Source organism: Pseudoduganella sp. GW821-FHT12E03, assembly GCF_058807115.1.
Window position 1 is genome coordinate 39,155 of sequence record NZ_JBXAQJ010000003.1, and the last position, 16,889, is coordinate 56,043.

Consider the following 16,889-nt stretch of genomic DNA (forward strand, 5'->3'; position numbering starts at 1 on the left):
AACTATTATAAAAGAAGCCCCGCGCTTGTCACAATTGCGGGGCCGTGGGCATGCGCGCCGGAGTTACATCTGATCGATCATGGTATCGCCAAAGCCCGAGCACGGCACTTGTGTCGCGCCTTCCATCAGGCGCGCAAAGTCATAGGTGACGCGCTTGGAGGTGATGGCTTTTTCCATTGCCGTGATGATCAGGTCGGCGGCTTCGGTCCAGCCCATGTGACGCAGCATCATTTCAGCCGACAGGATCAGCGAACCCGGGTTCACATAATCCTTGCCGGCATATTTCGGCGCGGTGCCATGGGTCGCTTCAAACATCGCCACCGAATCGGACAGGTTGGCGCCGGGGGCAATCCCGATGCCACCTACCTGCGCCGCCAGCGCGTCGGAGATATAGTCGCCGTTCAAATTCAACGTGGCGATCACGCTGTATTCCGCCGGACGCAACAGAATCTGTTGCAGGAATGCATCAGCGATCGAATCTTTAATCGTGATTTCGCGGCCGGTTTTCGGGTTCTTGAATTTGCACCACGGGCCGCCATCGATCAACTCGGCGCCAAACTCGTTTTGCGCCAGCGCGTACCCCCAGTCGCGGAAGCCGCCTTCCGTGTACTTCATGATGTTGCCCTTATGGACAATGGTCACGGACGGCTTGTCGTTATCGATCGCGTACTGGATCGCCTTGCGCACCAGGCGTTCGGTGCCTTCGCGCGAAACCGGCTTGATGCCGATCCCCGAGGTTTCCGGGAAGCGGATCTTTTTAACGCCCATTTCGCGGGTCAAGAATTCGATCAGCTTCTTCGCGCCTTCCGAACCTTCCTGGTATTCAATGCCGGCATAAATGTCTTCCGAGTTTTCACGGAAGATCACCATATCGGTCTTTTCCGGCTCTTTCACCGGCGACGGCACACCCTTGAAGTAGCGCACCGGCCGCAGGCACACATATAAATCCAGTTCCTGGCGCAGCGCCACGTTCAGCGAGCGGATGCCGCCCCCGACCGGCGTGGTCAGCGGGCCCTTGATGGACACCACGTAATCCTTGAGGACTTTCAGCGTTTCTTCCGGCAACCACACATCAGGGCCATACACGGTGGTCGATTTTTCGCCCGCAAAGATTTCCATCCAGCGGATCTTGCGGCTGCCGCCGTATGCCTTGGCGACCGCGGCATCCACCACCTTGATCATCACCGGGGAAATATCCACACCGGTGCCGTCACCCTCGATGTATGGAATGATGGGCTGGTCTGGTACATTGAGGGAAAAGTCGGCGTTGACGGTGATCTTCTGGCCGTCAGCTGGTACTTTGATGTGTTGGTACATGCATTGATCTCCGAAGTTGCGCAAAGGTATTGGGGTATCGCCAAAGTGACAGCTGGCTCAGGTCTTCTATAAGACATAAGACATCGAGGGCATTATGCCCCACTATTGTAGTAGGCGCCACGCTTTTACAACACCGGCTGTTACAATCGGGATTTTGCGCGCGCCATGCTGATCTTACTCAATAAGCCATTCCAGGTCCTGTGCCAGTTTTCGCCCCAGGATGGACGGGAAACGCTGGCCGATTATGTGCGCGTGCCCAATGTCTACCCTGCCGGGCGCCTGGATGCCGACAGTGAAGGCCTGTTGCTTTTGACGGACGACGGCAAACTGCAGCACGAGATCGCCCACCCGGACCGCAAGGAAGCCAAGACGTACCTGGTGCAAGTGGAAGGCATCCCCGGCGCCGAGGCGCTGGCCCGCCTGCAGGCGCCGCTGAACCTGGGCGATTTCACCACCAAGCCCTGCCGTGCCGTGCGCATTGCCGATCCCGACTGGATCTGGCCGCGCAACCCGCCGATCCGCGAACGCGCCGGCCAACCAACCTGCTGGCTGGCCATCACCCTACAAGAAGGCAAGAACCGCCAGGTCCGCCGCATGACCGCCGCCATCGGCCACCCTACCCTGCGTCTGGTGCGCAGCGCCATCGGCGCGATTTCACTGGCCAGCCACCCGCTGATGCCGGGCGAATGGCGGGAAGTGGCGCCGGACGATTTGCGCACATAAAGTAGTCATGTTGCAACTCACTTGATGCAACGCAAAACGGTTTGCCGTATATTGGTAGGCATACCCAAGCCGCCTCGCCAGGGAGGTTTTGCCTCATGCATGCCGCACATGACACGGAACACGCCGCTGCCGGTGAAAGCCCGCACTATATCCAGGCCGTGGCGGAGATGGGCGCCGAGCGCGACGTCATTGCCCACCAGGATATTTATTCCTCCACCGGCATCAAGCTGGTGGCCAAAGGTTCCCGCCTTACGCCCGCCCAATTCGAGCGCCTGACCCAGCACAAGCTGACAGCGCCGCTCGACCACCTGATCGAAAGCGAAGACCCGGTCGATGCGGAATTCCTGGCCTCGACCGCGGCCCGCATCCTTGACCATGAACCGGTCTACGCCCGCATGGCGGCGCATACGGGGGATGCGCTGGCCGTCAAACACGGACTGGCCGGCCTCAAACTGCCGCGCCCGGCGCTGATGCGGCTGACGGTGATGCGCGAAAAACGGGTGGAAACCTTTGAACATTCGATCCGCGCCGCCATCATCGCGCACGCGCTGGCACAGCGGCTGGCCTTGCCGGACGCCGACCGCTATCACTTGCTGATGGCGGCAATTTGCCATGACTTTGGTGAAATGCACACCGACCCGGCCATCCTGGCGGTGGGCCACGATATCGCATCGGCCGAACGCAGCTTTGTCCACGTGCACCCGGTCACCGGCTACGTGCTGCTGCATGACATGCCGGGCTTCCCTTTGCCGGCCGCGCAAGCGGTGCTGCACCACCACGAACGGCAGGATGGCAGCGGCTATCCGCACGCCATGCGGGCGCAGCGCATTCCACTCCTGTCGCGCTTGCTGGCGGTGGCCGATGTGGCGGAAACCGTGATCCGCCGCTATGACTTGCCCCGCCTGGATGTCCTGGTGCGGCTGAACCAGGCCCGTTTCGATACCCGCACCGTGGGTGCGCTGCGCGACCTGATCCATGCCACCCCCAGTGATGCGGCGGCGCGGCCCCACGAACATGGCGCCATGACGCAACTGCTGCACATCGCGGAATTGCTGCAAGCCTGGGGCGTGCTGCGCAGCAGCTTTGAAGCCGCCGTGGCGCCGCGCGACACCTCCGATTCGCCGCTGGCGTTCCTGTTCGAGCGCATGGCGTCGATCCGGGGCGTGGTGCTGCAAGCCGGCTTTGACCCGGACCATGTCGACAGCATGCTCGATATCGCCCGCGGCGACCCGGGCCTGCTGCTGGAATTGCGCGGCTACCTCGATGAACTGGATTGGCTGCTGCTTGACCTGGCCCATGAAATCGACCGCCGCTCGCCACAGATGGCGGGCTTGCCGCACATGCCGATCGATGGCCTGATCATGCACCTGCAGCCGATGCGGCATGCCGGCGAGGGCCGACGGGCATAGCGCTTCATGGCCCGTATTGATGCGGCGCAGCAAAAATAGTTGCCGTGTTTGTGCTGCTTCCTGTCAACTCAACTTTTTCCCGCTGCGTTAATGAGGCAGATTCATCCGAATCATAAAATGTACCGTCCTCGCTCAAGGAGACTGCCATGTTGAAGATCATCGCCGCCCTGACCGCTTCACTGTTTGCCGCATCCGCCTTTGCCGCCGCCCCGGCCGCTTCCGCCTCCGCATCCGCCTCGATGGCCGCTTCGGCGCCAGCTTCCGCTTCGGCTTCGGCCGCCGCATCCGCTCCGAAAAAAGCCAAAAAAGCTTCCGCATCGGCCTCCGCTTCCGCCGCGGCATCGGCTGCCTCCGCCGCATCGAAATAACCCGCCGCGCGGCCTCCCTTCCGCGCTGCGCGTGTTCGCCGCAGCAATGCAAAAACCCGCCCGGCTTGCGCCTGGCGGGTTTTTTTCATCCAATACAGCGCGGCGGATCACTCCGCCACGAAACTGTATTTAGGCAGCCATTGCTTTCAGGGCAGCTGCCAGACGGCTCTTGTGGCGAGCAGCCTTGTTTTTGTGGATGATTTTCTTGTCAGCGATGCTGTCGATGGTCGACATCGAAGCTTGGAAGATCGAAGTCGCTGCGGCTTTGTCGCCAGCCTGGATTGCCTTGCGAGCCGCTTTGATCGCGGTGCGCAGGGTCGAACGCTGTGCCGAGTTGTGGGCGTTTTGCTTTACTGCCTGACGAGCACGTTTGCGTGCTTGTGCGGTATTTGCCATGGAATGGTCCTAAATGGTTGTCAAAGTTAAAGGCAAACTGGCGCTTGCCGTTTCAGTTCTTTGCCTGACCTATGTAAGCCAAGGGACGCTGGCGAAACACGTGTCTGCGTTACTGAATTCTGTACAGCCTTAAATTATAACGGGCTTTTTAGTCCAGATCAATTCCCTTGCAAGCCCTGAGCGCAGGGATTTGGCATTTTTTGCATCATCGCGACAGGTTTTAGCGTAGGGCATTGGATATAATCGCCGCCCATGAACCTGCTCAAAACCCTCGCATCAATTTCCGGCATGACCCTGCTGTCGCGCATTACCGGCTTGCTGCGCGAAACCCTGTTTGCCCGCGCCTTTGGCGCCGGCGCCTATACCGACGCCTTTATCGTCGCCTTCCGCCTGCCCAACCTGTTGCGGCGCCTGTTTGCCGAAGGCGCTTTTTCCCAGGCGTTCGTGCCAATCCTGGCGGAATTCAAGAATACCCAGGGGCCTGACGCCACCAAGCACCTGGCCGACCATGTCGGCACGATCCTGGTGTGGTCCACCGTGCTGGTCAGCGCCGTCGGCATCGTCGGCGCGCCGCTGCTGATCTATATGATCGCCTCCGGCTTGCGCGCCACGCCCGGCGCCCATCAGGCGGCGGTCTGGATGACGCAATTGATGTTCCCGTACATCGCGTTCATGTCCTTTGTCGCGCTGGCCGGCGGCATCTTGAACACCTGGCGCGAATTCAAGATTCCCGCTTTCACCCCCGTCTTGCTGAACCTGTGCCTGATTGCCGCCACCCTGTTCCTCGCACCCCACCTGGAACAGCCGATTTATGCCCAGGCGATCGGCGTGTTTGTCGGCGGTATTTTGCAAATGGCGCTGCAAGTGCCGCCGCTGGTGCGCATCGGCATGCTGCCGCACATCCGTTTGAATCCCGCCATCAGCTGGCGCGATGCAGGCGTGCGCCGCATCCTGAAGAAAATGGGCCCGGCCGTGTTCGCCGTGTCGGCCGCGCAAATCAGCCTGGTGATCAATACCAGCATTGCCTCCAGCCTGCGCGAAGGCAGCGTCTCGTGGCTGACTTATGCGGACCGCCTGATGGAATTCCCGACCGCCATGCTGGGGGTGGCGCTCGGGACGATCTTGCTGCCGAGCCTGGCCAAAGCCAATACCGATGCCGACCATGACGAATATTCCTCATTGCTGGACTGGGGCTTGCGCCTGACCTTCCTGCTGGCGGTACCGGCCGCCGTTGGCCTGGCCACGCTGGCGGAGCCACTGATTTCCGTACTGCTCCATTACGGTAAATTCGATGACACCGCGGCCGTGGAATCGGCGAAACCCCTGATCGCCTACAGCGCCGGCCTGCTCGGCATCATCCTGGTCAAGACCCTGGCGCCCGCGTTTTATGCGAAACAGGATATCCGCACGCCCGTGAAGATCGCGGTCGGCGTGCTGGCCGCCACCCAGGTTATGAATGTGATTTTTGTGTATGGCGTGGGACTGGAAGTGTCCGGCCTGGCGCTGTCGATCGGCCTGGGCGCCTGCATCAATGCCGGCTTCCTGTATACCGGCCTGCGCCAGCGCGGCATTTACGAACCGAAACCGGGATGGTGGCTGTTTTACCTGAAACTGGCGATCGCCGCCGGCATCATGGGCGCCGCCGCCTGGTATGGCGCACAGCAAGTACCGTGGCTGGCCATGCGCAGCCACGCGGTGCTGCGGATCGGTGCATTGCTGGGCCTGGTGGCAGGTTGCGCCATCCTGTATTTCGCCGTGCTGTTTGCATTGGGCTTCCGCCTGCGCGACTTCAAGCGGCGCGCAAAGTAAGCTCAACAATTTGCTGCAACGCAACAAAAAAAGCCCGCGCAAGCGGGCTTTCTTCTATCAGACGGTGCGATTAAGCGCCGTTATCTTTACGGCGGCGGGCCAGGAAGCCCAGCACGCCCAGGCCACCCAGCAGCATGCCGTAAGTTGCAGGTTCCGGCACAGCCGACACCGTCACTTCGCCACTGTATTTCGCGCCGGTCAGCGCGGTGCCGAACAGGTTCAGGACGAAGGGAGCGGAACCGGTGTGTTCCACGCCGAAGAAGCGGAACTTGCCGGCGCCATACGACGAGCCTGCGGTACCGTTCAGGTTGGTGGTGGCCGCATCAAAGGTCAGGTTTTGGCCGCTGATGGTCACCACGATTTCGTACAGGCCTGGCGCCAGGCCGCCAAAGGTGATCACGTCCGAACCGCCGGACAGCACGCCATCCGATGGGGATTGATTGGATACGAAGAAGTTATTGGCCAACGGATTGTCGTCCAGAATCACCAGTTGATCAGCCGCCGATGCGCCGAAGGATGCTGCAGCCAGCAAGCTGGCGGCAAAGAGTTTCAATTTCATGAGGTTATCCTTAATTAAGTGGAATACGGATTGATGGGCTAAGCAAACTATGATGGGGACTGCGAAAATCAGCATAGCATAAATGACGAGATTCTGTTGTCTTTTAGGACAGATTTAGTTTCTTGCAATAAAGCTTTAATAACAACAATATTTCCCATGTTGCATAGCAATATTTCATCTTAAGAATTAGGCTTTACTGATGGGAATTACCGGGGCGTGACAAGGCCGCCACCGGGTGAGGTACCGGGCGGCGGCCTGCTGTCGGGAAAGGATTAATCGGTGCGGGTTTTGTCTTGCGGCTCTTGCGGTGTTTCCGCCGGCGGCTCTTCCGGCGCGGGTTCGTCACCGTGCCGTTGCGGCTGCGCGTCGGCAGGCGGCGCTTCCGGGGTTTCCGGTTGCGGCGCCGGCGGGATCGCTTGCGCGGCCGGTGGTTCCGCAGGCGGCTCGGTTGGCGGCATCATTGTTTGCTGTCCGGGCTGGAGCGGTTGCCCCGGCTGCGGTTGGCCGGCCTGGCCTTCGGCACGGGCAAACTTCCAGTCGGAAATCTTGCTGCGGTTTTCAAAACCCTGGAAGCGCGCCGGGAAATTGCCGATCTTGACGGGCTTGGCGGCCGACAGGCTGTAAAAAGCAATAATGCCCGCGGTGCCGCCCTGCAGCGGCTGCATGGCCGGCTGACTGGCCGGCGCCACACCAACGCCCCCCGCCCCGCGCGCCATCCCGCCGGATAACGGGGATCCCGGGGCGCCCGGCGCTCCACCGGGACCGCCAGTCCCGGCGCCGGCAGCCGGCATCAGTCCGCCCCCGGGCGGCGCCTGCTGCGCACCCTGCGCCTGGTTCGCATACACGATGCCCCACTCCGTCTTGCCCGTCAGCGGATCGGCATACACGCGGCGCAAATGCCGCCGCACATTGGGGAAGCGGTTGTCGCGCAACAATTCCTTGAACGATGGCGGCAGCGGCGACTGTCCCTGCGGCGTGGCCTTGGCATAGCTTTCCAGCGCATCGGCATATTCGGCGCCGATCGCCAGCAATTCACGCTCGGCGGCGCTGCGCTGCAAGATCGTGCCCAGCTTGATGCTGGCGGCGCTGGCCAGGCCGATGATGGCCACCAGGATAATCAGGCTCAGGTACGTGAACCCGTGCTGCTTACCATTCCGCATACGGCTTGCCATGGCGGTCGTTCCCCGGCGCGCCGCTCCTGATATCGGCCACGCCCCCTTGCAGGCCCTCTTCCGGCGGCACCAGCAGCCAGCTGGCGGTGCTTTCCGTGATCGGGTCCACCGGCAGTGCGCGCAGGTATTTCTTTTCCACCAGCTGTTCCAGCGAATCGGGATAGCGGCCGGTGTCGCCGTAATACTGGTCGATCACGGCGCGGGTCTGGCGCAGGTTATCGGACAAAATGGTTTCCCTGGCGCTGTCCACGCTGGGGAAATAGCGCGGCACGGCCAGGGTCAGCAACAGCGCAATGATGCCCAGCACCACCAGCAATTCAATCAGCGTAAAGCCCCTGCTGTTCCTGTTATTCATGTTCAGCACGTTGATCACCATTTGCGGTACGGTACGCCGTTCAGTCCGGTGCGTTCGGACTGCGAATACACATCATAAATATCTTCCCCTTCGCGCGGCTCATCGGCATCGCTGGCATAGCTGCGCTTGCCCCACGATTGCGCCGGCGATCCTTCCGCGTCCGGATTGAAAGGATCGCGGGGAATGCGGCGCAGGAAAAAAATCTTCGCGCGCTTGGGACTGCGCTGGTCCGCCACCCCTTCCACCAGCGCTTCCAGGTTTTTCGGGTAGCCCGTGCTGCCCAGCAGCCCCTTGGGAATGCGGCCCTCGTCATAGGCCTGTTTATAGGCGTCGATGGCCTGGCGGATTTCGCGCAGCGCCACCCGCAACTCCTGTTCATTGCGGCGCTGCACCGTCACTTGCGCAACAGGAATCACAAGCGTGCTGAGCAAGGCGAGGATGGCCAGCGTGACCAGCAACTCGATCAGCGTGAATCCGCGCGCCTGCCGCTGTTTCATTGCTGTTGTGGCGGTTGCGGGGGTTGTTGCGGCGGCGGCTGCGGCTGCAACTGCTGTGGCGCCGCGTCGGGCGCCGGCTGTGGCGCGGCAGACGAAGCCGGGCCAGGCTGCATGGTCGACAGCGGGACGCCGGCCGGCGGCGCCGCATTCACCGGCGCCGGCAAGGCCGGGGCGGCTGGCGCCCCTGGCGTCACGGGAGCCCCCGGCTGCACCGGTGCCCCCGCCGGCACGGCGGCAGGCAATTGCACCGGCTGGCGCACCACCGGGTCCGGACGGCGGCGGAAGTTGCCTTCCGTGCCGGCCGAGAATTCCGCCGCCGTGGCGTCGGGACGCTGCACATTGCGCACCAGGTGCGGCGTGATCGACAGCACGATTTCCGTCTTTTGGCGGTCATCGAGCTGGCTGCCGAACAGGCGGCCCAACAGCGGCAAGTCGCCCACCAGCGGCACTTTGGAGCCGGAACTGCGGTCTTCGTTATTGATCAGGCCCGCCAGCACCTGGTTTTCGCCATCCTTCAATTGCAGCATGGTCGAGGCCTGGCGCGTGCCGATCTGGTACGCCTTGGTGCCGGACTTGGTTTCAATCTGGCTGACCAGGTTCGACACTTCCAGCGAGATGCGGATGCCCACTTCATTGTTCAGGTAAATCACCGGTTCCGCGTTCAGGGTCAGGCCGACGTCGACATAGCTGACCGATTCGCTGGCAAAGCCGCCGGTGCCAGGGGAAATCGTGGTGGTAATCACCGGCACCTTTTCACCGATCAAGACCTTGGCTTTTTCCTTGTTGCGCACACGGATGCGGGGATTGGCCAGCAGGTTGGTGTCGCCATCGGTCTTGTTGGCGTTGATCGTGGCGGTGATGCCGGACAGGCCGATGGTGCGCTGGTTCAGGTGATTCAAGTCATTGATGGTCAGTTGCGCGCCACCGGTCGTCGTCAGCGGCGAGAACGATACCTTCGATGGCCATGCCACGCCCAGTTCCATCAGGCGCGTGCGCTTGACTTCGAGGATTTCCACTTCCAGCATGACTTCCGGTTCCGCCACATCCTGCAGCGCCACCAGTTTTTCCGCCAGCCGGATCGCTTCCGCATTGTCGCGCACGATCAGCAGGTTGAGTTTTTCATCGACCACCACGTCGCGTGATTTCAAAATCGTCTTCAGCGTGTTGGCCACCGACTTGGCTTCCGCATTGGCCAGGAAGAAGGTTTTCACCACCATTTCCTGGTATTCCTTCAGCTTGGCCGCCACGTTTGGATAAATCAGGATGGTATTGCCATCCAGGACTTGCTGTTCCAGCTGATTCGTCATCAGCAGGTAATACACGGCCGCTTCCACCGTGGAATTCTTCAGGAAGATCGATGCTTTCTGGTCGGTTTTGACGTCCTTGTCGAACACGAAATTCAAGCCCGAGCGGCGCGCAATGACTTCAAACACCTGCTTCAGCGGCGCATCGCGGAATTCCACGGTAATCGGCTGCTTGAATGCTTTCGACAGCCCGGTATCGATGGTCGGTTGCACGCTTTTCTCGCTGACTTCGCGCAGCAACTGGCGCGCGGCTTCATGGTTCGGGCGTTCCGACAGCACCGCATTGAGCTTTTGCTTGGCGCCGTCATATTCTTTCTTGTCAGCCTGTTCGCGCGCGGCGATCACCAGCCGGTCCTGGCGCTCCGCCGCTTCCACGCCGCGCAAGCCGGCGCGGCCCCGTTCATTCAGCGGATTCAACGCCAGCACCCGCTGGTAACCCTGCAAGGCCTGGTCGCGCCGCCCTTCCGCCAGGTCGCGTTCGGCCTGGTCCAGCAGGCGTACCGTGGTGCGGTCGCGCGCGCGCAGGAACGCCGCGCGGTATTGCGCATTGCCCGGGTCTTTCGCCATGGCTTCCTGGTATTTGAGCAGGCCGGCTTCCACCTGGTCTTGTTCGACCAGCGAATTGCCTTCGCGGTAGGCCATCTGGGCGGCGCAGCCACCCAATGCCAGTGCCACCAGCACCGCCAGCGTCATCTGTGTGGACTTGTAAATCAATGTGCGGGACATCAGTCGGCTACTCCAATATTAAGCTGCTGGACCTGGTTCAGCGGCAGGTAAGTCAGTTTCATCACAGGCGGCGCAATCGCATCGACGCGGTACGCGCCATCGAGCACCATCTGGTTGCGCACGATCAGCGTGCGGTCCGGGCCGCGCGCCAGAAACACTTCCCACGCGCCATCCGACACCGCCTTGCCAATAAAGGTATACGGCAGCGGCGGCGCCACCGGCGGTGGCGGTGGCGGCGGTTTAGGGGGCGGCGGCGGCGGTGGCGTAAAGGTTTGCGTGCCGAACATGCCGTCCGCGCCGGCCATCACGGCGTCGCCCTGTTCGCCCACCAGTTGGGCGCGCGGCAGCAGGCGCAGGATCGCCACCTCGGCGACAGGTGTGCCTTTGCCGGAGCGTGCGGGTGCCGGTGCGGGTGCGGGTGCGCTGACAGAGGCGTTCGCAGGCACGGCGGCGGCGGTGGCGGCGGCCGCGCCGGTTGGCGCCACCACCACTGCAGCCGGTCCAGCGGATGCGGCAGGGGCGGCAGCTTTCGGCGCAGGCCGTTCGGCCGGTTCCGCGACACCGCTGTCCGGCGCATTGTCGCCAAACAGCACCAGCGCGGCGGCGCCCGCCAGCGCCGCGCCCATCAGCAAATGGCGCGGCGTCATGGCGCCTCCTTCACATACAACGTCAGCCGCACGCGCGCTTCGACCTGGGTCTCGGCAATGGTGTCGCGGCGGAAGCCGATATCATCGAGCGAGGCAAAGGGCAAGGCGCGCAGCGCTTCCAGCGCGAATTGCCAGATCGACTGGTAACTGCCCTTGACCGGCAACACCACCTGATACGCCGTCACGCGGCTGGCCTTGTCGTAACTGAACTTGTATTCGCCTTGCGCCAGGTTCAATCCGGCCTTGCCGGCCAGTCCGAACAGCACTTTCACATATTGTTCCGCGTGGCGTTTTTCGCCCAGCGCCGCATAGAACGCGGCCAGGTTTTCATCGGCCGAGGGCGGCGGCGCCGCCACGGCCAGGGTCTGAGGCACACTGGCGGCGGGATGGGCCCGCTCATAGGCCAGCTTGCCCTGCAGCGCAGAGTATTGCGGCGCCACCCAGGCCCAGGCGGCAATCCCCGCCACACCCAGCAGCGCCGCGGCGCAAGCCGCCGGACCAGCGCGCATGGCCGCCACCCGCGCGCGCAGCAGCCAGGGCGCCAGGTCCATGGCCGGCCGCGTCATCGCCCCCCCCACTGCACTTCAACCTGGAACCGCAATGGACGGTTCGGATCCGTATCCAGGATTTCATGGCGCACCAGCACGGCGGCGGCAAAAAATTCCTGCTCTTTCAACTGTTCGATGTACGCAATCATGTCATCCGCGGACTTGGCTTCCGCCGTGATCTTCAATGCCTGCTTGCGCGGGTCCGGTTCGAGCGCCAGCAGCGCAATGCCCTTGGGCGTGGATTCCGCCACCGATTGCTGCAACGCGCGCCACGGCACGTTCAATTGCAGGATGGCGGTATTGACCGCTTTCGCCTGTGCCTCCGGAATGACCGCCTTCGGCGCTTCCGTGCGCAGTTGCGCGGCCGGCTGGCGCGCCTGCTGGGACCGCGCGATGCGCGCGTCGGCGGCGCGCAATTGCGCCACCGTGTGATAGCCCGTGTAAGCCGCGCCCGCGCACAGCGCGCCGCCGGCCAGCAACGCGGCCCATACCAGCGGCGAGGTGCGGTACAGGCTGCGCCGCACGGACGGCGCCGAAAAATCGATCTGCATCTTCCTCATTGGACCACCTCTGCGCCAGGCATGCGGTTGGGCAGCGCCGCGCGCATAACGGCAGACTCAAACATCATCCGCATCATTCGCACCGTCCTCATGCCAGCACCTCGCTCGGCAACGCTTCGCCCGGCAACACGGCCCCCAGCAAGGCGACCGGGGTCTGGCCCGGCGCGCCCGGCTTGGCCAGCGACGGCGGCGCCGCGCCGCACAGCTGCACCAGTTCCGGCGGTTCCACGCCGGCCAGCAGCGCTTCGCGCTGCACGGCTTGCGTCAGCCAGTCATGGGCGGCGCCGACCGGCAGCGGCAAGGTGCGCACGGCGCGCAGGCGGCCGCCATCGGCAATACCCAGCGCCAGCAAACCGTCATGCACCTGGCCAAACCACGCGTTCGGTTTGATGGCGCGGCGCCAATGGTTCCAGGCCGCCACCACTTGCGGCTGCACCGAGACAATCGCCATGCCCAATTCCTGCGCCAGTTGTTCCAGCATCGCCAGCAAGGGACGGGGAATGGCCGCGGCAAAGAATGGCGCGCGGGTATCCCAGTCGCCGGAGATATGCCAGCCGCCGGCGGCCTCGCCATACAGCGTAAAGAAGCGCAGCGCGGCAGCCGCTTCGACGTCGGCCAGGCGCGATGCCTGCGCCGGCGGCGTCACTTGCCACATGCGCACCAATTCATCGGCCAGCACCACCTGCACCGGCCAGCCTTTCACATTCACGCTGGCCAGCACGTCGCGCAGCGCAATGCCCAGCGCCTGCTGGTCGTGGTGAGCGGCCGCGTCTTCCGGCGAAAAGGCCTGGCGCAGCACCGGTTGCACGGTCCGGTGCCAAAGGCTGGTGCGCGCCACGCTGATGGCATGGCGCGACAACGAAATCCGCAGTGCCTGTCCGGGCCAGCGCCCTATTTTCGTCACATCAGGCATGCAGAGTCACCCGTTTAATTTCAGTCAGCGTGGTGCCGCCCCGCTTCACCAGTTCCAGCGCCGCCAGGCGCAGCGAACGGGTACCGTTCGCATAGGCGGCTTGCTTGATTTGCCGGATCGGCCGCTTGTCCACGATCAGTTCGCGGATTTCATCGTTCAGGGTCAGGATTTCCGCAATCGAGCGGCGCCCCTTGTAGCCGGTGCCACGGCAATCACCGCACCCCGTGCCTTCCATAAAACGGTAATCGTGCACGTCCGCGCGCGTCAGGTTGACACTGGCCAGTTCCTGGTCGGACGGTGTGTATTGGGCGGCGCAATGGGGACAATTGATGCGCACCAGGCGCTGCGCCCAGATGCCGTTCAGGGCGGACACGAACGCATACGGATCGATGCCCATGTGGGTAAAGCGGCCAAACACGTCGAACACGTTATTCGCGTGCACCGTGGTCAGCACCAGGTGGCCCGTCAGCGCGGACTGCACGGCGATTTCCGCGGTCTCACGGTCGCGGATCTCGCCCACCATGATTTTGTCGGGGTCGTGGCGCAGGATCGAGCGCAAGCCTTTGGCAAAGCTCAGGCCCTTCTTTTCATTGACGGGAATTTGCAATATGCCCGGCAACTGGTATTCCACCGGATCTTCAATCGTGATGATTTTTTCGCGGCCATTGTGGATTTCCGTCAGCGCCGCGTACAGGGTGGTGGTCTTGCCGGAACCGGTCGGCCCCGTCACCAGCAGCATGCCGTAGGCTTCCTGCGCCAGCGTGCGCAAGGACGCCAGCGATGGCGCGTCGAAACCCAGCGCTTCCAGGGTCAGCGAACCATAGGACTCAATCATGGCGCGCTTGTCGAGCACGCGGATCACCGCGTCTTCGCCGTGGATCGATGGCATGATCGAGACCCGCAAGTCAATTTCACGGCCACCCGATTCGACCCGGAAGCTGCCATCCTGTGGCACGCGGCGTTCCGCGATATCGAGTTCGGCCAGCACTTTTAAGCGCGAAATGATTTGCTCCGCCACGTCGATGCCGTTGACCGAGGTGGCGTGATCGAGCACGCCGTCGACCCGGTACTTGACGGCCAGGCCGCCCGCAGTGCTTTCCAGGTGGATGTCGGACGCGCCCGCCTTCAGCGCGTCATACAAGGTGGAATTGACCAGGCGCACGGCCGGGCTGGCCGCTTCCGACGCCGACGCAAACGACAGGATGGCGGCGGTCTTGCCGTCGCGCCGGCCTTCCGAGGCCCCGGGCAACAGGCTGTCCACGGCGCGCGCGGACTCTTCCTGTTTCGACAGGTAGGCCTGGATATCGGCTTGCAGCGCCAGCACCAGCTTGAGCGGCGCGTGCGGCGTGGCGCGCGCATGGGTCGACAGCCAGGTTTGCAAATCGAGGTCAAACGGATCGGCAATCACGCCCACCGCGACGTTGCCGGCGCCGCGCAGCAACAAGCAGTGGCGCGCCATCGCCTGCGACAGCGGCAGCAAGTCGAACGCGGGCGCCAGCGCCAGCATGTCGGCGGTTTCCACCACTTGCAGGCCGAACGGCTTGGCCAGTTCCTGCACCGCCACGCGCGGCTCGATGCCGGTCAGCGCTTCCAGTTCATCAATCAAGGTGCGCTTGGTCTGTTCGCGGCGCGCGCGGGCACGCGCCAGCATCGCGGCATCAATCACGGCGCCAGCAGCGGCGCCAGCCGCCGCGCCATCGGCGATCGCAGTGCCTTGGGTCATGACATATCTCCCGCCAGGTCAAAAATAGGCATATACAACAGCACCACAATGGCGCCGACCACCAGGCCGATGGCGGCCATCAGCAGCGGTTCAAACGTGCGGGTAAAGCGGTCGATCCAGCGCGAAATTTCACCGTCATAAAACGCGGCCGATTGCGTCAGCATCGGCCCCATGTCGCCGGTGCGCTCACCGACGCGCAGCATGCGCAGCGAAATCGGCGTGGTCAGTCCATTGTTTTCAAACGCCGTCGACAACGGTAGCCCGGCCTCGATTTCCAGCCGCGCCGCCTGCAACCCGTCGCGTACCGAGGCCGACACCATGCCCTGCACCGTATCGATCGCATGCAGGATCGTGATGCCCCCTTCACTCAGCATGCCCAAGGTCAGGTACAGCCGCGACAGTTCATATATGCGCACCCGTTCACCGATGCCCGGCATGGCCGCCAGCAGCCTGGCCAGGCCGCCGTTGGACAGCAGGCGCCGGATACCCAGTCCCAATGCGCCCAGCACCACGCCGACGCCGCCCAGCAGACCGGCGGTGTGACCGGCGGCGAACTGGCCCCAGCTCAGCATCACTTGCGACATCCATGGCAGGTTGCGTCCCGCGCCTTGGTAAACCTCGGCAAAACGCGGCACCACGTACGACACCAGGAACAGGCTGACGCCACCGCCCACCAGCAACAGGATGCACGGATAAATCGCGGCGCTGACGATCTTGCCGCGCACCAGGTCGATGCGCTGCTGGTATTCGATATAACGGGCCAGGGCCCGGGGCAAGTCACTGGTGCCTTCGGCGGCCCGGACAATGCCGATATACAGCGGGGGGAATAAATCGGGCTGGTCGGCCAGCACGCTGGAAAACCGCAAACCTTCGCGCAGGCCACCCAGCAGGCGCTCCAGCACGGTACGGGTGGCGGGCGACGCTTCCTTTTCCAGCAGCGCTTCCAGCGCTTCCACCACGCCGAGGCCGGCGTTGAGCAGCGCCAGTAATTCTTGGCTGAACAGCAACAGTGATAACGACTTGCCGCGGCCACGGCGTGCGCCGCGCACCGGGGAAATCGATGACACAAACAAGCCGCGCGCCTCGACCTGACGGCGGGCATCGGCTTCGTCGCGGCCATCCACTACTTGGTGACCGATCACCATTTCCGGCGACAGTGTGCGGACATCGAATTGCATGATATCGATAACTATACCGGCAAAGCGCTGGGAAACAAAGGCCGGAACAAGGGATTATTGCGACGAGATGTCGGCGTTGTCACCTTCACCACCAACCTGGCCATCCTTGCCGAGCGAGACAATCTCGTACTCGGCCTTGGCGCCTGGCGCCCGATACAGGTAGGCGCGGCCCCATGGATCCGGCGGAATGCCCTTTTTCAGGTAGGGACCATTCCATTTGGCGCCGGCGGTGGCGGGGGCGGTCAACAGTGCCCCCAAGCCTTCCTCGGCGCTGGGATAACGGCCGACATCGAGGCGGTAAGTATCGAGCGATTTTTCAAACGCTTCAATCTGGGCCTTGGCGACCGTGACTTCCGATTTACCCAGTTGGGAAAAATACTTGGGACCGACATACGCCGCCAGCAAGCCAATGATCACGATTACCACCAGCAATTCCAGCAGCGTAAAACCTTGCGTGCGGCGACCTGCGATGTTGCTCTGAATCTTTGCTGCTTGCATCAAAAAACTCCTGTAGCACTGCCTGGTGGGTCACTCAGATAAATGGACCTGAGAGCCTACCACGCGGTTTGATGATTCGACAATGTTTCGATTGAAGTGTGACAACAATCGATGCGGGGTGTGAAATTTCGCAACACGTTCCCAGTCACTTTTCGCGGTTTTTTATTGTAACTACCAGTTACTCACC

The 16,889-nt window shown here is 62.7% G+C and carries 18 protein-coding genes; 3 read left to right on the plus strand and 15 right to left on the minus strand.

Going from position 1 to position 16,889, the window contains the following annotated elements:
• Nucleotides 1-63: 63 nt before the first annotated feature.
• Nucleotides 64-1,317 (minus strand): NADP-dependent isocitrate dehydrogenase, encoded by a 1,254-nt coding sequence (gene icd / locus AC1RRC_RS07945; protein WP_493054747.1) that lies wholly within the window; start codon nucleotides 1,315-1,317, stop codon nucleotides 64-66.
• Between the two features lie 165 nt (nucleotides 1,318-1,482).
• On the opposite strand from icd, the gene AC1RRC_RS07950 reads away from it, so the two are divergent.
• A complete protein-coding gene (locus tag AC1RRC_RS07950) occupies nucleotides 1,483-2,040 on the plus strand; it encodes a pseudouridine synthase (RefSeq protein WP_493054748.1) in 558 nt (185 codons plus the stop codon).
• 95 nt (nucleotides 2,041-2,135) lie between these two features.
• Complete coding sequence (locus tag AC1RRC_RS07955) at nucleotides 2,136-3,449, plus strand: HD-GYP domain-containing protein (RefSeq protein ID WP_493054749.1); 1,314 nt, start codon at nucleotides 2,136-2,138, stop codon at nucleotides 3,447-3,449.
• A 4-nt stretch (nucleotides 3,450-3,453) separates the two neighbouring features.
• On the opposite strand, the gene AC1RRC_RS07960 is transcribed toward AC1RRC_RS07955, so the two are convergent.
• Together AC1RRC_RS07960 and rpsT are read right to left on the minus strand one after the other, a co-directional pair.
• Nucleotides 3,454-3,906, minus strand: coding sequence for a hypothetical protein (locus tag AC1RRC_RS07960; RefSeq protein WP_493054750.1), 453 nt, complete (start codon nucleotides 3,904-3,906; stop codon nucleotides 3,454-3,456).
• Between the two features lie 40 nt (nucleotides 3,907-3,946).
• Complete coding sequence (gene rpsT / locus AC1RRC_RS07965) at nucleotides 3,947-4,213, minus strand: 30S ribosomal protein S20 (RefSeq protein ID WP_155442115.1); 267 nt, start codon at nucleotides 4,211-4,213, stop codon at nucleotides 3,947-3,949.
• 252 nt (nucleotides 4,214-4,465) lie between these two features.
• Between rpsT and murJ the strand changes: the two genes are divergently transcribed.
• Nucleotides 4,466-6,022, plus strand: coding sequence for a murein biosynthesis integral membrane protein MurJ (gene murJ, locus AC1RRC_RS07970; RefSeq protein ID WP_493054751.1), 1,557 nt, complete (start codon nucleotides 4,466-4,468; stop codon nucleotides 6,020-6,022).
• A 70-nt stretch (nucleotides 6,023-6,092) separates the two neighbouring features.
• Here murJ and AC1RRC_RS07975 read toward each other — a convergent pair whose 3' ends face one another.
• From AC1RRC_RS07975 to gspG, 12 genes are all read right to left on the minus strand, one after another.
• On the minus strand, nucleotides 6,093-6,581 hold the full coding sequence (locus AC1RRC_RS07975; protein WP_493054752.1) for an FxDxF family PEP-CTERM protein: 489 nt from the start codon (nucleotides 6,579-6,581) through the stop codon (nucleotides 6,093-6,095).
• Nucleotides 6,582-6,853: 272 nt separating this feature from the next.
• Nucleotides 6,854-7,741, minus strand: a complete 888-nt coding sequence (locus tag AC1RRC_RS07980) for a type II secretion system protein (RefSeq protein WP_493054753.1) — start codon at nucleotides 7,739-7,741, stop codon at nucleotides 6,854-6,856.
• Nucleotides 7,728-8,108 carry a type II secretion system protein gene (locus tag AC1RRC_RS07985; protein ID WP_493054754.1) on the minus strand — a complete coding sequence of 127 codons (381 nt, stop codon included), beginning with the start codon at nucleotides 8,106-8,108 and terminating at the stop codon, nucleotides 7,728-7,730. Before AC1RRC_RS07985 ends, AC1RRC_RS07980 begins: the two co-directional genes overlap by 14 nt.
• A gap of 14 nt (nucleotides 8,109-8,122) precedes the next feature.
• Nucleotides 8,123-8,605 (minus strand): prepilin-type N-terminal cleavage/methylation domain-containing protein, encoded by a 483-nt coding sequence (locus tag AC1RRC_RS07990; protein WP_493054755.1) that lies wholly within the window; start codon nucleotides 8,603-8,605, stop codon nucleotides 8,123-8,125.
• Entirely contained in the window at nucleotides 8,602-10,635 is a 2,034-nt protein-coding gene (locus AC1RRC_RS07995) for a secretin GspD/PilQ domain-containing protein (RefSeq protein WP_493054756.1), read from the minus strand. Before AC1RRC_RS07995 ends, AC1RRC_RS07990 begins: the two co-directional genes overlap by 4 nt.
• Nucleotides 10,635-11,282, minus strand: a complete 648-nt coding sequence (locus AC1RRC_RS08000) for a hypothetical protein (protein ID WP_493054757.1) — start codon at nucleotides 11,280-11,282, stop codon at nucleotides 10,635-10,637. Before AC1RRC_RS08000 ends, AC1RRC_RS07995 begins: the two co-directional genes overlap by 1 nt.
• Nucleotides 11,279-11,848, minus strand: coding sequence for a hypothetical protein (locus tag AC1RRC_RS08005; RefSeq protein WP_493054758.1), 570 nt, complete (start codon nucleotides 11,846-11,848; stop codon nucleotides 11,279-11,281). The genes AC1RRC_RS08000 and AC1RRC_RS08005 overlap by 4 nt, the downstream gene beginning before the upstream one ends.
• Nucleotides 11,845-12,381 carry a PilN domain-containing protein gene (locus tag AC1RRC_RS08010; RefSeq protein ID WP_493054759.1) on the minus strand — a complete coding sequence of 179 codons (537 nt, stop codon included), beginning with the start codon at nucleotides 12,379-12,381 and terminating at the stop codon, nucleotides 11,845-11,847. The genes AC1RRC_RS08005 and AC1RRC_RS08010 overlap by 4 nt, the downstream gene beginning before the upstream one ends.
• A 97-nt stretch (nucleotides 12,382-12,478) precedes the next feature.
• Nucleotides 12,479-13,303, minus strand: coding sequence for a hypothetical protein (locus AC1RRC_RS08015; RefSeq protein WP_493054760.1), 825 nt, complete (start codon nucleotides 13,301-13,303; stop codon nucleotides 12,479-12,481).
• On the minus strand, nucleotides 13,296-14,954 hold the full coding sequence (locus AC1RRC_RS08020) for a GspE/PulE family protein (RefSeq protein WP_493055503.1): 1,659 nt from the start codon (nucleotides 14,952-14,954) through the stop codon (nucleotides 13,296-13,298). The genes AC1RRC_RS08015 and AC1RRC_RS08020 overlap by 8 nt, the downstream gene beginning before the upstream one ends.
• Before the next feature lie 68 nt (nucleotides 14,955-15,022).
• The gene (locus AC1RRC_RS08025) at nucleotides 15,023-16,204 is read right to left on the minus strand and encodes a type II secretion system F family protein (RefSeq protein ID WP_493054761.1); all 1,182 of its coding nucleotides are present in this window, start codon (nucleotides 16,202-16,204) and stop codon (nucleotides 15,023-15,025) included.
• Nucleotides 16,205-16,258: 54 nt separating this feature from the next.
• A complete protein-coding gene (gene gspG, locus AC1RRC_RS08030) occupies nucleotides 16,259-16,702 on the minus strand; it encodes a type II secretion system major pseudopilin GspG (RefSeq protein WP_493054762.1) in 444 nt (147 codons plus the stop codon).
• Between the last annotated feature and the right edge of the window lie 187 nt (nucleotides 16,703-16,889).

Coding starts and splice junctions, on each gene's coding strand:
- icd (WP_493054747.1), bottom strand. CDS start 1,317: ATGTACCAACACATCAAAGTACCAGCTGACGGCCAGAAGATCACCGTC.
- AC1RRC_RS07950 (WP_493054748.1), top strand. CDS start 1,483: ATGCTGATCTTACTCAATAAGCCATTCCAGGTCCTGTGCCAGTTTTCG.
- AC1RRC_RS07955 (WP_493054749.1), top strand. CDS start 2,136: ATGCATGCCGCACATGACACGGAACACGCCGCTGCCGGTGAAAGCCCG.
- AC1RRC_RS07960 (WP_493054750.1), bottom strand. CDS start 3,906: ATGAAAAAAACCCGCCAGGCGCAAGCCGGGCGGGTTTTTGCATTGCTG.
- rpsT (WP_155442115.1), bottom strand. CDS start 4,213: ATGGCAAATACCGCACAAGCACGCAAACGTGCTCGTCAGGCAGTAAAG.
- murJ (WP_493054751.1), top strand. CDS start 4,466: ATGAACCTGCTCAAAACCCTCGCATCAATTTCCGGCATGACCCTGCTG.
- AC1RRC_RS07975 (WP_493054752.1), bottom strand. CDS start 6,581: ATGAAATTGAAACTCTTTGCCGCCAGCTTGCTGGCTGCAGCATCCTTC.
- AC1RRC_RS07980 (WP_493054753.1), bottom strand. CDS start 7,741: ATGCGGAATGGTAAGCAGCACGGGTTCACGTACCTGAGCCTGATTATC.
- AC1RRC_RS07985 (WP_493054754.1), bottom strand. CDS start 8,108: ATGAATAACAGGAACAGCAGGGGCTTTACGCTGATTGAATTGCTGGTG.
- AC1RRC_RS07990 (WP_493054755.1), bottom strand. CDS start 8,605: ATGAAACAGCGGCAGGCGCGCGGATTCACGCTGATCGAGTTGCTGGTC.
- AC1RRC_RS07995 (WP_493054756.1), bottom strand. CDS start 10,635: ATGTCCCGCACATTGATTTACAAGTCCACACAGATGACGCTGGCGGTG.
- AC1RRC_RS08000 (WP_493054757.1), bottom strand. CDS start 11,282: ATGACGCCGCGCCATTTGCTGATGGGCGCGGCGCTGGCGGGCGCCGCC.
- AC1RRC_RS08005 (WP_493054758.1), bottom strand. CDS start 11,848: ATGACGCGGCCGGCCATGGACCTGGCGCCCTGGCTGCTGCGCGCGCGG.
- AC1RRC_RS08010 (WP_493054759.1), bottom strand. CDS start 12,381: ATGCAGATCGATTTTTCGGCGCCGTCCGTGCGGCGCAGCCTGTACCGC.
- AC1RRC_RS08015 (WP_493054760.1), bottom strand. CDS start 13,303: ATGCCTGATGTGACGAAAATAGGGCGCTGGCCCGGACAGGCACTGCGG.
- AC1RRC_RS08020 (WP_493055503.1), bottom strand. CDS start 14,954: ATGCTGGCGCGTGCCCGCGCGCGCCGCGAACAGACCAAGCGCACCTTG.
- AC1RRC_RS08025 (WP_493054761.1), bottom strand. CDS start 16,204: ATGCAATTCGATGTCCGCACACTGTCGCCGGAAATGGTGATCGGTCAC.
- gspG (WP_493054762.1), bottom strand. CDS start 16,702: ATGCAAGCAGCAAAGATTCAGAGCAACATCGCAGGTCGCCGCACGCAA.